Below are 13,490 nucleotides of genomic sequence, written 5' to 3' on the forward strand. Positions count from 1 at the left end.
CCGGCCCCACCCTGATCGCCGCTGCTTGGCATCATCGCCGTGCGGCATCACCGCCGCTCGGCGCGGGTGACCGGCTAGTGGGGGCGGACTCATGACGACGACAGGGCGGGGCATGGCCGGGGGCACGGAAGACCGCAGGGGGACCGACCCGGGGGTGGAGTCGAGGACGGCCCCGGGCGCGGCTCCGCAGACGGGCCACGGGAAGCGCCGTGGAAACGCCAGGGGCGGCGGGCTCACCAGGCGGCAGATGCTCGGCGCCTCGGCCGCCCTGGGCGGCGCGGCCTGGCTGCTGCGCGGCACCATCGGCCCGGACAGCGCCGAGGCGGCCACCCCGGTGCCGCCCGGCCTGCCCGCCGGCACCGAGCTGTACCAGCGGGTCTTCCAGAACTGGTCCGGCGAGATCCGCACCGACCAGCTGTGGACCTGCGCGCCCCGCACACCGGAGGAGGTACCGGCGCTCGCCGACTGGGCGCACGCCAACGGCTGGCGCCTGCGCGCCACCGGCTACCGGCACACCTGGGCGCCGCTCACCGTCGCCAACGGGACCCCGGACAGCGCCCGCGTCCTGCTCGTGGACACCAGCCGCCACCTCACCGCGATGACCGCCGACTCGCCGACCACCGTCCGGGTCCAGACCGGCGCCACCATGGAGGACCTGCTCGCCCACCTGGCCGACCGGGGCCTCGGTCTGACCGCGTGCCCGGCACCCGGCGAACTGACCGTCGGCGGGGTGCTCGCCATCGGTGGCCACGGCACCGCCGTACCCGCCGCCCACGAACTCCGGCCGGAGGGGCACGGCTACGGCTCGGTCAGCAACCAGGTCGTCCGGCTCACCGCCGTCGTCCTCGACCCGGCCACCGGCCGCTACACGCTGCGCACCTTCGAGCGCGCCGAGGCCGACAGCGCCGCCTTCCTCGTGCACCTGGGCCGCGCCTTCCTCACCGAAGTCGTGCTGCGGGCCGGCGCGGACCGGCCGCTGCGCTGCGTCAGCCGTCTCGACATCCCGGCCACCGAACTGTTCGCCCGCCCCGGCACCGGAGGCGGCGGCGGTGGGCTCCTGGGTGGCCTGCTCGGCGGTGGCGGCCCGCGCACCCTCGCCGACTTCGTCGAGCGCGACGGCCGGGTCGAGGCGATCTGGTTCGCCTACACCGAGTACCCCTGGCTGAAGACCTGGAGCGTCGCCCCGGCCAAACCGCTGGGCTCCCTGCCCGTCGACCAGCCCTACAACTACCCCTTCTCGGACAGCATTCCGGAACCGGTCGCCCGGCTCGCCGGCCAGATCGTCGCCGGCGCCTGGGGATCGGCCCCGCTGTTCGGCCAACTCCAGTACCTGATCGCCAAGGTGGCGCTCACCGGCGACCTCACGGACGTCCTCCTCTCCGGCGGGCTGCTCCGCGACCTGCTCAGCGGCGACCTGATCACCCACCTGCTCGCCGGCGGCCTGCGCTCCGACCTCTGGGGCCCGTCGCGCAGCCTGCTGCAGTACGTCCGGCCCACCACCCTGCGGGTCACTGCCAACGGCTACGCGGTCCTCGCCAAGCGTGCCGACATCCAGTGGGTGGTCAGCGAATTCGCCGCCTACTACCGGAAGTTGCTCGCCGACTACCAGGCCCGAGGGGAGTTCCCGGTGAACGGCGCGGTGGAGATCCGGGTCACCGGCGTGGACGACCCGACCTCCTCCGGCGTCCCCGGCGCGCGGCCGCCGCTGCTGTCCGCGCTGCGTCCTCGGGCGGACCGTCCGGAGTGGGACACCGCGGTCTGGCTCGACGTCCTGGCCTTCCCCGGTACCCCGGGGCTGGAACGCTTCGCCCGCGACCTGGAGCAGTGGCTGCTGCACACCTTCGACGGCACCCGGGCGGGCCTGCGGGTCGAGTGGTCCAAGGGTTGGGCGTACACCGCCGACGCGGCCTGGTCCGACCCGGACCTGATCGGTCGGGTCATCCCCGCGAGCCTGCGCGACGGCGGCGGGCCGGGCTGGGATGAGGCGGTCGCCGTCCTGGACCGGCACGACCCGCACCGGGTGTTCGGAAACCCCTTCCTGGACGGGCTGTTGAAGTAGTGGAGCATATCTGGCGAGCCGTCAGATGTGTTCCATGACGATCACCGCGAGGGTGTCCGGCGCCAGCGCGCGGAAGACGTGCGGGGCGTCGCCCGGGTAGCTCACGTAGTCGCCCGGGCCCAGCTCGACCGGGGCCTCCGTCGGCCCGGCCAGCGCCCGGCCCGAGCCGACCAGCACGTGCTCGACGGTGCCGGGCATGTGCGGGTCGGAGGCCCGGGTCTCGCCCGGCTGCGCCTCGATCCGGTAGATGTCGCGCCGGGCGTTCGGCGGGCAGGAGGACAACACGGTCGCCGCGTAGTCGGCGCGCTCGGAGTGGGTCACCGGGCCCTCGCCGGCCCGGATCACCTTGACCGCCGGGCGCGGGGGGTCGACCAGGCGGCTGAACGGCACGTTCAGTGCGACGGCGAGGGCCCAGAGCGTCTCCACGCTCGGGTTGCCCGCGCCCGACTCCAGCTGGGAGAGCGTCGACTTGGCGATGCCCGCGCGCCGGGCCAGCTCCGCCATCGACAGCCCGCCGCGTTCGCGCTCGCGCCGGATGGAGACGGAGATCAGGCCGATCAGGTCCGCGCCGGAACCCGCGCTCGGGGTGGTCCGGTCACTCATGCTTGCCACTCACGCTCTCCTGGCTCCTTCTCCGGCTCCCGTGCGGCTGGTGCCGTTCATGCTGCCACTCGTGAGGGCGGCTGTCCGCATCCGCCTGCCGTTCGCCCTGTCGGTCCAATCGTTCGCCTTGACGAACGGCGGGCGTTGGGTTCAGGCTGGTGGACATGCGTTCGCCACTCCGAACACTGGAGCGTGCCACCCTTCGGGACATCGCTCTCGTCTGCCTCGCCGACGCGCTCGTCGGCGCCTCCTTCGGCGCGATCAGCGCCTCCGGCGGCCTGCCCCTGTGGGTGCCGGTCGCGCTCTCCGTCCTCGTCTTCGCGGGCGGCTCCCAGTTCGCGGCGGTCGGCGTGGTGCTGTCCGGCGGCGGTGCGCTCGCCGCCGTCGCCACCGGACTGGTGCTCAACGCCCGGCTGCTGCCCTTCGGCTTCGCCGTGGCCGACGTGCTCGACGGCCCGTGGTGGCGGCGGGTGTTCGGCGCGCAGCTGATCACCGACGAGACCGCCGCGTTCGTCCTGCGGCAGGACGACGGGCGACGGCGACGGGCCGCTTTCTGGCTCTGCGGACTGGCGTTGTTCGTGGTGTGGAACGTCTCGGTGGTCCTCGGGGCCCTGGCCGGCGGGCTGATCGGGGACACGGACGCGCTGGGCCTCGACGCGGCCTTCCCCGCCGTGCTGCTCGCGCTCGTGCTGCCCTCGCTCGCGGACCGCCGCGTCCGTACCGCCGCCGTGGCAGGCGCCGTCGTCGCGGTCGCGGCCACGCCGTTCGTCCCGGCGGGGCTGCCCGTCCTGCTCGCCCTCGTCGGGCTGTTGTTCGCCGGGCGGCCCGGAACGCGCGAGGGTCGCGAGGGCCGTGACGGTCGCGAGGGCCGTGACGGTCGTGAGGTGCGGGAGGGTCGTGAGGTGCGGGAGCCGCAGAACTCGCAGAACTCGCGGAACTCGCGGGAGTCGCGGGAGTCGCGGAAGGGGGCGTCGGTCGAGGAGCCGGGCGTCCCGGTGATCGAGCGGGAGGAAGCCCGATGATGCCGTTGTACGCCGTGCTGCTGCTGGCCGTCGGGACGTACGCCTTCCGCCTCGCCGGGCCGCTCCTCGGCCACCGGCTCGCCCTCTCGGAGCGCGTGCGGCACCTGCTCGCCGTCGCCGCGGCCGTACTGCTGGTCGCCCTGGTCGCCACCGGCGCCCTCACTCAGGGCCAGGGCTTCGCCGGTTGGGCCCGCCCGGCGGGCGTCCTGGTCGCCGGTGTGCTCGCGCTGCGGCGGGCGCCGTTTCCGGCGGTGGTGGTCGCGGGCGCGGCGGCGACGGCGCTGCTGCGGCTGTGCGGGGTGGGGTGAAGGGCGGTCCGTCAGCCGCCCAGCGCCTTGAAGAAGATCGTCGTCGGGTGCGCGCGCCCCGAGGGGTCGGTCGCGTAGTCCGGCACCGAACCGACCCGCGTCCACCCGGCCGCCTCGTACAGCCGCTCGGCCGGGCTGTCCGTCTCGGTGTCCAGCACCAGCAGCCGAAGCCCCAGCTCGGCCGCCCGCTCCTCCAGCACCGCCAGCAGCCGCCCGGCCAGCCGCTGCCCCCGGTCCGCCGGGTGCACCATCAGCTTGGCGACCTCGCCCCGGTGCCGCCCGTTCGCGGGCACCGCCGGGCGCAGCTGGATCGTCCCGGCGAGCCGCCCGTCGGCCTCCGCCCGGACCGTCCACAGCAGCAGCCGCTCCGCCGCGACCTCCGGGGCGAGCGCCCGCCACCACGCGACGGCCTCGGCCCGCCCCAGCGGTGCGAGGAAGCCGAGCGACCCGCCACCGTGGACGGTGTCGACCAGCAGCCCGGCCAGTTCCTCCGCCGCGCCGTCCAACTCCTCCGCCGTCACCTGACCGACCGCGTACGCCTCGCCCGCCATGTCGTCTTCCTCACTCGCTCGCGCCCGCCCACCGTCCGGGCGGTTGCGCCATACTCGCCGGTACCGCGCCGAGACCGGGATCCCGTCGATATCCCGCCGACACTACAAGGAGCTTCGATGACGAAGCCGACCCGGATCGACCCGTCCGACCTGCTCGCCGTCGGCGACCTGCTCTCCGACGAGGAGCGGCTGATCCGTGACACCGTCCGGAGGTTCACCGAGGAGCGGATCCGCCCGCACATCGGCGACTGGTTCGAGCGCGGCGTCTTCCCGGCCCGCGAACTCGCCCCCGAACTCGGCGCCCTCGGCGTGCTCGGCATGCACCTCGACGGCTACGGCTGCGCGGGCGCCGGCGCGGTGGCGTACGGGGTCGCCTGCATGGAGCTGGAGGCGGCCGACTCCGGGCTGCGCAGCTTCGTCTCGGTGCAGGGCTCGCTCGCGATGCGCTCGATCCACGCCTTCGGTTCCGAGGAGCAGAAGCAGCGTTGGCTGCCCGGCATGGCCGCGGGTGAGCTGATCGGCTGCTTCGCCCTCACCGAGCCGGACTTCGGCTCCGACCCGGCGAACATGCGGACCCGCGCGGTGCGCAAGGGCGGCGACTGGGTGCTCTCCGGCAGCAAGATGTGGATCACCAACGGCAGCATCGCCGACGTCGCCGTCGTCTGGGCGCAGACCGAGGAGGGCGTGCGTGGCTTCCTGGTCGAGCGCGGAGCGCGCGGCCTGACCGCCACCGACGTGCACGGCAAGCTCTCCCTGCGCGCCTCCGTCACGAGCGAACTCGCCTTCGACGAGGTGGTCCTGCCCGCCGACGCCGTCCTGCCGGGCGTCACAGGCCTGCGCGGACCGCTCTCCTCCCTCAACGAGGCCCGCTACGGCATCCTCTGGGGCACCGTCGGCGCCGCCCGCGACTGTTACACCGCCGCCCTCGACTACGCGAAGAGCCGGATCCAGTTCGGCCGCCCGATCGCCGGATTCCAGCTCACCCAGCACAAGCTCGTCGAGATGATGCTGGAGGTGGAGAAGGCCTACCTGGTCGCCCTGCGGATCGGCCGGCTCAAGGAGGAGGGCGCGGCCCGCCCGCCGCACGTCAGCTTCGGCAAGCTCAACAACGTCCGCACGGCGCTGGAGATCGCCCGCAGCGCCCGGACCGTCCTCGGGGCCAACGGCATCACCACCGAGTACCCGGTGCTGCGGCACGCCAACAACCTGGAGTCGGTGCTCACCTACGAGGGCACCAGCGAGATCCACACCCTGATCCTGGGCGAGGCCATCACCGGCGAGTCCGCCTACCACTGACGGGCCGTCCACCTCGGGAATTCCGGTGGCCGGGGCCGTCGCGGCCCGGCTACCGTGCCCACCGTGAACAGCAAGCCCACCACGCCCGGCACCGCCCCGACCACCACCCTCTGGCGCCCCACCGGCCCCGAGGAACTGGCCCTGGTCGAGGCGTCCGGCCGGCGCGCCTGGCCGCCCCGGCTGCCCGAGCAGCCGATCTTCTACCCCGTCCTCAACGAGGACTACGCGATCCGCATCGCCCGCGACTGGAACGTCCCCGCCTCCGGCGTCGGCTACGTCACCCGCTTCGAGGTCGACACCGCCTTCCTCGCCCGCTATCCGGTGCAGCGGGCGGGCGGCCGTACGATCCTCGAACTCTGGGTCCCGGCCGAGGAGTTGCCGGAGTTCAACCGGAACATCGTCGGCCGCATCGAGGTCGTCCACGAGTTCCGCCCCCAGCCGTGACGCGCCCCGCCGCGCCGGGCCCGGGTGAGGTGCGCCCGGGCGGGGCGCCCGCAACCGTGCCCCACTCGGCAGCGACGGCGCGCGAGGTGCGCTCGGACCACGTGCTGCTCAGCTCCGCCCAGCGGACCAGCACCACCGCGCTGCTCACCCAGGCCGCCGCCCGGCGCGGCCTCGACACCGCCGTCCTGAACGGCCCGGCCACGGTCGAGCGCCTCGCGGGGCGGCCCGTCCACTGGTACGGCGGCCCGCTCTCCGCGGCCCGGATCGCCGGACCGCTCGGCCTCGCCCTGCTCGAACCCGACGACGACTGGCTCACCCGCCTGCCCGAGGAGTTCACCCGGCGCCGGATCGAGCTCACCACCCTCGCCGAGGCGTGGACGCTGCGCCGCCCGGCGTTCGTCAAGCCACCCGCGGACAAGTCGCTCCCGCCCGCGGTCTACCCGGACGGCACCCGCCTGCCGCGCACCGGCGACCGGATCGGCCCCGACACGCCCGTCCTGGTCAGCGAGCCGGTGACCTTCGCCGCCGAGTACCGGCTGTTCGTCCGCGACGGCGAGGTGCTCACCGGTAGCCGCTACGCCCGCTTCGGCCGGCTCGACCCGGCGCCGCTGACCGCCGAGGCCGGCGCCTTCGCCCGGCTCCTGCTCGCGGCAGTCGGCGACACCCTGCCCAGCGCCGTCGCCCTGGACGTCGGCCCGATCGCGGACCCCTACGACCCGGTCGAGCACTGGGCCGTCGTCGAGGCGAACCTGCCGTGGTTCGCGCACTGCTACGCCGCCGACCCGGACCGCGTCCTGGACGTCGTGCTGCGCGCCGCCGGACCGGTCTCCCAACTCGGCCGGGCCGACCGCCGGTTCGTCCGTACGGCCGCCTGACACCCGGCGGACACCCCGCGTTCGGCGGGTGGATGCCGGACGGTACGGCGCGCGGTGGAGCATGGCGCGGTCGGCGGCGCCCTCGGCGGGCGCGGCCGGGTGTGCACGACCGAAAGGAACCCCCCGCCATGTCCGCTGCCCAGTGGCCCCGCCCCCGGGTGCTCGTCGTCGGGATCGACGGCGTCCGCCACGACTACCTGGAGCACGTGCCGATGCCGCGCCTCCAGGAGCTCGCCGAGGCCGGGTTCCTGGTGCCGGTGACCGTGGCGGACACCACGCCCACCATGTCCGGGCCGTGCTGGGCCACCATCGTCACCGGCGTCGAGCCCGCCAAGCACGGTGTCTGGGGCAACCACCTCGGCGGCAACCGGCTCGACGTGTTCCCCGACTTCGCCACCCGGCTCGCCCGCGGCGACCGCCGCCGCACCTTCGTCGCGGCGGGCTGGGACCCGCTGATGATCAACGAGTCCGGCGGCCCGCTGTTCCGCGCCCCCGGCCGGCTCTCGTACATCGCCCCGGCCGAGGACACCCCCGAAGCCTGGGAGGCCGTCGACGAGGAGGTCACCCGCGAGGCCGTCCACGTCCTGGGCACCGCCGACCCGGAGGCCTCCTTCGTCTACCTCGGCGCCGTCGACGAGACCGCCCACTTCCTCGGCTGCGGCGACGAGTACCGGGCGGCCATGCGCACCGCCGACGAACGCCTCGGCCGACTGCTCGACGCCGTCCGCGGCCGCGCCGACCACGCCGACGAGCAGTGGACCGTCATCGTCGTCACCGACCACGGCCACGTCGACGCCGGCGGCCACGGCGGCCGCACCGTCGAGGAGCGCACGGCCTGGGTCGCCTGCGCCGGGCACGGCATCCCGGCCGGCCCGCCCACCGGGGAGATCCGCCACCCGGACGTCGCCGCCCAGGTGTACGCCTCGCTGCTGCGCCCCATCGACCCGCACTGGACCCTCGACGGCCGACCCTTCCCGGTCGCCCGGCCGGTGCCGGAGACGGTGTCGGCGCCGATCTGACCGGTGCTCTGACCGGTGCTCTGATCGGCGGTCCGGCCTGTGCTCTGACCAACGATCCGACCAGCGATCCGACCCGGGGCCGGCACCGTCGCCGGCCCCGGGCCCGACGACGCCTCAGGGGCGCGCTGATGCATCCGGGTGCAGCAGGCCGGGCTGCGCCGGAGGCCGGCTTGAGTGACGCTCGATCGAGGCCCGGGCGGCACTTGAAGACGGTGTGCCAGCCTGGGCGCCCCACCGCGTAACCCCGAGACCGGGTCGCTGGACATACCTCTGAAGGTGGAGACGGTACCCCGTGGGATGGAGACAAGATCGCGACCTCGTGGTGACGCTCCGGAGGGACGGCAAGGGCCACGATGGATACACCCGGGCGGCAGACCTCGCCGACCGGACCGGAACCGGAGACGGAGAGGACAGGCGGGCATGAAGGGCATCGTGAGCAAGGTCGCACTGGGAGTCGCGGGCACCGGCATGGCCGTCGCCGTGGCGGCCGTGGCAATCGGCCCGAGGGTGTCCGAGTGGTACGACGGACGCCACCAGGAGCAGGCCACCTACGACACCGGCAGCCAGGCCAAGGCCGAGCGCCGTTCGATGCCGACCTGGCTGCCCGACAACGCCTCTTCGGTGAAGTACCTGATGTCCACCACCGGCGACGACCGCCTGCTGCGCGCCACCCTCCCGGAAGGCCGGCTGCCCGTCGGCTGCAGCACCGGCCTGCCCGGCAAGTCCGCGCACTCGGTGCCGCTGTCGCTCAAGGCCGGCTGGTTCCCCGAGGGCGTCGCGGCCAAGGCCAGTGGCACCTGCGGGCACTACAACGTGACGCTCACCGGCAACCAGCTCTACGCGTGGCAGGACGGCGCGGCGGTGCAGGCGGCCCTGCGCGCGGAGCGGCCCACCAAGCACTGAGCCGGGTTCCGTGCGCTGAGCCGGGCACCCTGCACTGAGCCGGGCACCAAGCGCTGCGCCGGGTTCCGTGTACCGCGCCGGGTGCCCGCACCGAGCAAGCCGTGAGGCTCCGAGAACGCCGTCAGGCTCCGACCGGCCCGCCGGGCACCGACAGGTGCGGGCGGGCCGTCGTCGTGCGCGGGTGCCGCCGGTGTGGCCGACGGTGGACCAGCGGGAGGACCCCCGCTGTCGGAAACGGCCGGGGCTGCGATAGGACGGAGCGTGGACAAACCCGTCCCGCCCCCGTCCCGTCCCGTTCCCCGTTCCGTGAGGAGCCCCATGCCCGGCCCGACCGTCGGCCCTGCCGGCGACACGTCGACCGCTCCCTCCGCCGCCCCCACCACCGGCCAGTCCCGCCCCGGCCGGGCCACCATCGCCGTCCTGGGCGGTCTCGTGGCGCTCGGCCCGCTCACCACCGACCTCTACCTGCCCGGGCTGCCCGAGATCGCCGACGACCTGGTCGCCGAACCGGCCGCCGTCCAGCTCACCCTCACCTTCTCCATGTTCGGGGTCGCGGCCGGGCAGTTGCTCTTCGGACCGCTCAGCGACCGCTACGGCCGCCGCCCGCCGCTGCTCGCGGGGCTCGTCCTCTACACCCTGGCCAGCGTCGTGTGCGTGATCGCGCCGAGCCTGACGGTGCTGATCATCGCCCGCTTCATCCAGGGCGCGGCCGGATCCGCCGGGCTGGTCATCGGCCGGGCCGTCGCCCGGGACCGCTTCCAGGGCGTCGCGATGCTGCGGTTCCTGGCCTCCATCGCGCTGATATCCGGGCTGGCGCCGATCCTCGCCCCGATCCTCGGCGCGCAACTGATGCGGTTCACCTCGTGGCGCGGCACCTTCGGCGCGCTGACCGCGCTCGGGCTGCTCCTGACCCTGGCCGCCTTCGGGGCGCTGCGCGAGACCCTGCCGACGCAGAACCGGGGCACCGGCGGGGTGGGCGCGGCGCTGCGCACGATGGGGCGGTTGCTGCGCAACCTGCCGTTCCTCGGGCTGGCGCTGACCAGCGCCTTCGCCTTCGGTGCGCTGTTCGGCTACATCAGCGGGTCGTCCACGGTGCTTCAGCACGTGTACCAGGTCTCGCCGCAGACCTACAGCCTGCTGTTCGGGGCGAACTCGCTGGCCATCGTCGTCATGACGCAGTTGAACGGACGGGTGCTCGCGCGCCGCTTCGCCCCGCGGGGGCTGATGCTGGCCGGGCTGGCGACGGCGGTGGTCGCCGGGGTGGCGCTGGTGCTGCTGACGGCGGTCTGGGACTTCGGGCTGGTCGGGTTCTGCCCGCCGTTGTTCGTGATGATGGGCAGCATGGGTGTGGTCCTGCCGAACACGGCCGCGCAGGCGCTCAGCCTGGTCGAGCCGCGGGCGGCCGGGACGGCGTCGGCACTGCTCGGCACCGGCAACTTCCTGTGCGGGGCGGTGGTCGCACCGCTGAGCAGCCTCGGCGGCCGGCCGTCGGCGGTGCTGCTGGCGGTGGTCGTCCTGGCGAGCGGGGTGCTGGCGATGGCGGCGTACGTGACGCTGTGTCGGCCCGGGCGGATGAGAACGGCGGAGGTCGAGGTGGTGGCCGGGAGCTGACGGCCGCCGACCGGCGACGAACAACAAACAGAAAACAGACAACAGCTGACAGATGATGAAATCTGTCAGCTGTTATCTGTCATTCGTTCCCTGTCGGCCGTCAGCCGTCAGCCGTCAGCCGTCGGGCGCAGCTCAGGCGATCGAGAAGTCGTCGCCGAAGACGTTGCCCTGGCCGTACCAGCCGTGCAGGTACACGGTGACGGTGCCGGAGGCGCCGGTGGTGAAGGGGACGGTCAGCTTGGTCCAGCCGGAGGCGTTGGTCCAGGAGCTGGCGGTGGCGTCACCGCTGACGCCGAGGTACGCGTAGTTGCCCTGCACCCAACCACTCAGCGTGTAGCTGGTGTTGGCCTTCAGCGTGACGGTCTGCGAGCACTCGCCGGTCTGGCCGGCGGTCGCCGCCGCCTGGAGCGCGTAGGAGCCGGAGTGGACCGGGGTGGAGACCACGGCGCCGCCGCTCTGGCAGGTCCACGGGGCGAGGCTGCCGGTCTCCAGACCGCCGTTGACCAGACCGGTCGGCGGCGGGGTCGTCCCGGTGACGGTCAGCGCGTACGTGGCGGTGTGGGTGCCGGACGGCCCGGTGGCGGTCACGGTGAGCGGGTAGCTGCCCGCCGTGGTGGCCGAGGTGGTGGCGATGTTGAGGGTGGCGCCGGTGCCGGCGGTGACGCTGCCGGGGGTGACGGTGGCGGTGACGCCGGCCGGGGCGCCGCTGACCGACAGGTTGAGGCTCTGCGCCGAGCCCGCCGTCACTGCCGTGGCGATGGCCGCGGACGTGGACGAACCAGCGGCCACGGTACCGGAGTTCGGGTTCACCGCGACCGAGAAGTCGTTGCCGGGCTGGGTGCCCGTGACGTTCAGGGTGAAGACGCCGGTGTGACTGCCGGAGGCCGCGCTGCCGGTGACCGTCAGCTGGTAACTCCCGGGCGCCACCGCCGAGGTGGTGGTGACGTTGAGGGTGGCGCCGGTGCCGGCGGTGACGCTGCCGGGGGTGACGGTGGCGGTGACGCCGGCCGGGGCGCCGCTGACCGACAGGTTGAGGCTCTGCGCCGAGCCCGCCGTCACTGCCGTGGCGATGGCCGCCGACGTGGACGAACCAGCGGTGACCGTCGCGGAGTTGGGGTTGACGGCCACGGAGAAGTCGTTGGTCACCGTCGAGCCGCTGGTGAACGGCGCGAAGATGTGGGTGAAGTCCCAGGTGTTCTGGCTGATGCCGGAGCAGGAGTCGTCCCCCGCCTTGCCCGGGCAGCCGCCGTTGTCGCGCTGGAGCGCCCAGAAGGACAGTGTGTTGATGCCCTTCGACACCGCCCAGTTGTAGACGGTGGTGGCGTTGGCCACGGTGAAGGTCTCGGCCGCGCCGTAGTCGTCGATGCCGGGCATCTCGGTGATCCCGATCGAACCCCACAGCTGGGCTGGGGTCTTGGAGGGGTAGAGCTTGGCGAGCTGGTTGTAGAGGCCCTGCGCGGAGGTCTGGGTGTCGGCCGCCATGTCGTGGGTGGCGCCGTCGTAGTAGTCGAAGGTCATCATGTTGACGACGTCGATCCGGGCGTTGTTGCTGACCGCGTTCTTCAGCACGGCGAGACCGCTGGAGGCGAGCCCGGTGGTGGTGGTCGGCAGCGTGTAGGAGAACTGGACGTTCCGCCCGTTGGTGACGGCCCAGTCCTGCACGATCTTGATCGCCTTGTTGCGGCGGTCGATTCCGGCCGTGTTGGTCAGCGAGTTGTCCTCGATGTCGAGGTCGATCCGGCTGACGTCGTAGGTGGTGACGAGGTTCTCGAAGGCTGCTGCGATCTGGTTGACGTCGGTGCAGCTGTCGGCCAGTTCGGTGCCGGTGTTGTCGGCGGTGTAGCCGCCGAAGGAGGGGATCACGTCCCCGCCGTTGGCCCGGATGGTGGCGATGTCGGCGCCGAAGGTCGAGGAGGAGACCGGCTTGGAGGTGTCGCCGTTCCAGTACGGGGTGCAGGAGCCCTTGGTGGCGGCCTGGAGGAACGCCATCGTCAGGTGCTTGGCCCCGGACTGGGCGGCCAGGGCGGCGGGGCTCTGCCCGGTCCAGGACTCGAAGTAGGGGGCGAAGACCCGGCTGGGGAGCGGGGTCGCGGCCTGGGCGGAGCCCGTCCCGGCGGCGACCAGGCCGGCCGAGGCGGCCAGCGTGGCACAGGCTGTCAGGGCCGCCTGGATGGTTCTGCGTAGACGCATGGATTCTCCAACATACGTGGTGGGGCGGGACGTTGGGGATGCGCGCATGATCGGGGCGCGACGGCCGTGTGGGGTCGGCTGCGCGGGCCCGGACGTGCGGACGTGTGGGTGTGCGGACGTGCGGGACTGCTGGGTGTCCGGATGTGCGGGCGCGCGGAAGCCCACCGACTCGCGCGGAGGCGGGTGGCGGGTACGCGTGTGCGCACGCCGTACGGAGCGGGGGTGGTGCGGGACAGGCAGGGCAGGGCAGTGCCTCAGCCGCCGGTGGTCACACCCCCACAGTGCATCCCGGTCGGATCGACATGCTTATGGTTGGACTAGACCACTGGTCTGTCAAGAGACCTAACAGTTCGTCAACATACCGCCCTCGTGGCCGAAGGGCCGTCCGATCGGCCGGGTGTGCGCGGTGCGGCCGGGGCTGTGGAGGTGGGCGGTGCGGCGGAGGTGGCCGGTGGGGCGGGGTGGCCGCGCTGCCGAAGGGCGGATGCGCCGAAGGATGGATCCGGCGAAGAGCGAAGGTGCCGAAGAGCGAAGGTGCCGTGGGGGGGGGGGGGGGGGGGGGGGGGGGGGGGGGGGGGGGGGGGGGGGGGGGGGGAGGGGGGGGGGGGG

12 protein-coding genes are annotated in these 13,490 nt (G+C 73.6%); 9 read left to right on the forward strand and 3 right to left on the reverse strand.

Going from position 1 to position 13,490, the window contains the following annotated elements:
- Positions 1–247: 247 nt before the first annotated feature.
- Entirely contained in the window at positions 248–2,059 is a 1,812-nt protein-coding gene (locus AC07BF_RS15975; protein ID WP_478333493.1) for a cholesterol oxidase substrate-binding domain-containing protein, read from the forward strand.
- Positions 2,060–2,080: 21 nt separating this feature from the next.
- Here the strand turns inward: AC07BF_RS15975 and AC07BF_RS15980 are convergent, their stop codons facing one another.
- The gene (locus AC07BF_RS15980) at positions 2,081–2,662 is read right to left on the reverse strand and encodes a helix-turn-helix domain-containing protein (protein ID WP_363367331.1); all 582 of its coding nucleotides are present in this window, start codon (positions 2,660–2,662) and stop codon (positions 2,081–2,083) included.
- A 164-nt stretch (positions 2,663–2,826) separates the two neighbouring features.
- Here AC07BF_RS15980 and AC07BF_RS15985 point away from each other — a divergent pair, with 164 nt between their 5' ends.
- Positions 2,827–3,684, forward strand: a complete 858-nt coding sequence (locus AC07BF_RS15985; protein WP_400804786.1) for an AzlC family ABC transporter permease — start codon at positions 2,827–2,829, stop codon at positions 3,682–3,684.
- The gene (locus AC07BF_RS15990; protein WP_400805274.1) at positions 3,684–3,992 is read left to right on the forward strand and encodes an AzlD domain-containing protein; all 309 of its coding nucleotides are present in this window, start codon (positions 3,684–3,686) and stop codon (positions 3,990–3,992) included. Before AC07BF_RS15985 ends, AC07BF_RS15990 begins: the two co-directional genes overlap by 1 nt.
- An 11-nt stretch (positions 3,993–4,003) precedes the next feature.
- Here the strand turns inward: AC07BF_RS15990 and AC07BF_RS15995 are convergent, their stop codons facing one another.
- The gene (locus AC07BF_RS15995) at positions 4,004–4,543 is read right to left on the reverse strand and encodes a GNAT family N-acetyltransferase (RefSeq protein WP_363579484.1); all 540 of its coding nucleotides are present in this window, start codon (positions 4,541–4,543) and stop codon (positions 4,004–4,006) included.
- Positions 4,544–4,660: 117 nt separating this feature from the next.
- Here AC07BF_RS15995 and AC07BF_RS16000 point away from each other — a divergent pair, with 117 nt between their 5' ends.
- The 6 genes from AC07BF_RS16000 (at position 4,661) to AC07BF_RS16025 (ending at position 10,691) form a co-directional block, all read left to right on the forward strand.
- Positions 4,661–5,839, forward strand: a complete 1,179-nt coding sequence (locus AC07BF_RS16000; RefSeq protein WP_363579482.1) for an acyl-CoA dehydrogenase family protein — start codon at positions 4,661–4,663, stop codon at positions 5,837–5,839.
- 63 nt (positions 5,840–5,902) lie between these two features.
- Positions 5,903–6,283, forward strand: a complete 381-nt coding sequence (locus tag AC07BF_RS16005) for an ADP-ribosylation/crystallin J1 (RefSeq protein ID WP_363579480.1) — start codon at positions 5,903–5,905, stop codon at positions 6,281–6,283.
- 101 nt (positions 6,284–6,384) lie between these two features.
- Entirely contained in the window at positions 6,385–7,158 is a 774-nt protein-coding gene (locus AC07BF_RS16010; RefSeq protein ID WP_478317859.1) for an ATP-grasp domain-containing protein, read from the forward strand.
- Between the two features lie 128 nt (positions 7,159–7,286).
- Positions 7,287–8,177 carry an alkaline phosphatase family protein gene (locus tag AC07BF_RS16015; RefSeq protein WP_363616554.1) on the forward strand — a complete coding sequence of 297 codons (891 nt, stop codon included), beginning with the start codon at positions 7,287–7,289 and terminating at the stop codon, positions 8,175–8,177.
- A gap of 420 nt (positions 8,178–8,597) precedes the next feature.
- A complete protein-coding gene (locus AC07BF_RS16020; RefSeq protein ID WP_363579474.1) occupies positions 8,598–9,080 on the forward strand; it encodes a hypothetical protein in 483 nt (160 codons plus the stop codon).
- Positions 9,081–9,398: 318 nt separating this feature from the next.
- Entirely contained in the window at positions 9,399–10,691 is a 1,293-nt protein-coding gene (locus AC07BF_RS16025; RefSeq protein WP_363616556.1) for a multidrug effflux MFS transporter, read from the forward strand.
- A gap of 132 nt (positions 10,692–10,823) precedes the next feature.
- Here AC07BF_RS16025 and AC07BF_RS16030 read toward each other — a convergent pair whose 3' ends face one another.
- Positions 10,824–12,881, reverse strand: coding sequence for a glycosyl hydrolase family 18 protein (locus AC07BF_RS16030; protein WP_478333494.1), 2,058 nt, complete (start codon positions 12,879–12,881; stop codon positions 10,824–10,826).
- Positions 12,882–13,490: the final 609 nt, after the last annotated feature.

The sequence above is a fragment of the Kitasatospora sp. NPDC043950 genome (assembly GCF_056435345.1).

What these genes read in the sequence shown, in the direction of transcription:
- AC07BF_RS15975 (WP_478333493.1), top strand. Translation starts at nt 248, where the DNA reads ATGCTCGGCGCCTCGGCCGCCCTGGGCGGCGCGGCCTGGCTGCTGCGC.
- AC07BF_RS15980 (WP_363367331.1), bottom strand. Translation starts at nt 2,662, where the DNA reads ATGAGTGACCGGACCACCCCGAGCGCGGGTTCCGGCGCGGACCTGATC.
- AC07BF_RS15985 (WP_400804786.1), top strand. Translation starts at nt 2,827, where the DNA reads ATGCGTTCGCCACTCCGAACACTGGAGCGTGCCACCCTTCGGGACATC.
- AC07BF_RS15990 (WP_400805274.1), top strand. Translation starts at nt 3,684, where the DNA reads ATGCCGTTGTACGCCGTGCTGCTGCTGGCCGTCGGGACGTACGCCTTC.
- AC07BF_RS15995 (WP_363579484.1), bottom strand. Translation starts at nt 4,543, where the DNA reads ATGGCGGGCGAGGCGTACGCGGTCGGTCAGGTGACGGCGGAGGAGTTG.
- AC07BF_RS16000 (WP_363579482.1), top strand. Translation starts at nt 4,661, where the DNA reads ATGACGAAGCCGACCCGGATCGACCCGTCCGACCTGCTCGCCGTCGGC.
- AC07BF_RS16015 (WP_363616554.1), top strand. Translation starts at nt 7,287, where the DNA reads ATGTCCGCTGCCCAGTGGCCCCGCCCCCGGGTGCTCGTCGTCGGGATC.
- AC07BF_RS16020 (WP_363579474.1), top strand. Translation starts at nt 8,598, where the DNA reads ATGAAGGGCATCGTGAGCAAGGTCGCACTGGGAGTCGCGGGCACCGGC.
- AC07BF_RS16025 (WP_363616556.1), top strand. Translation starts at nt 9,399, where the DNA reads ATGCCCGGCCCGACCGTCGGCCCTGCCGGCGACACGTCGACCGCTCCC.
- AC07BF_RS16030 (WP_478333494.1), bottom strand. Translation starts at nt 12,881, where the DNA reads ATGCGTCTACGCAGAACCATCCAGGCGGCCCTGACAGCCTGTGCCACG.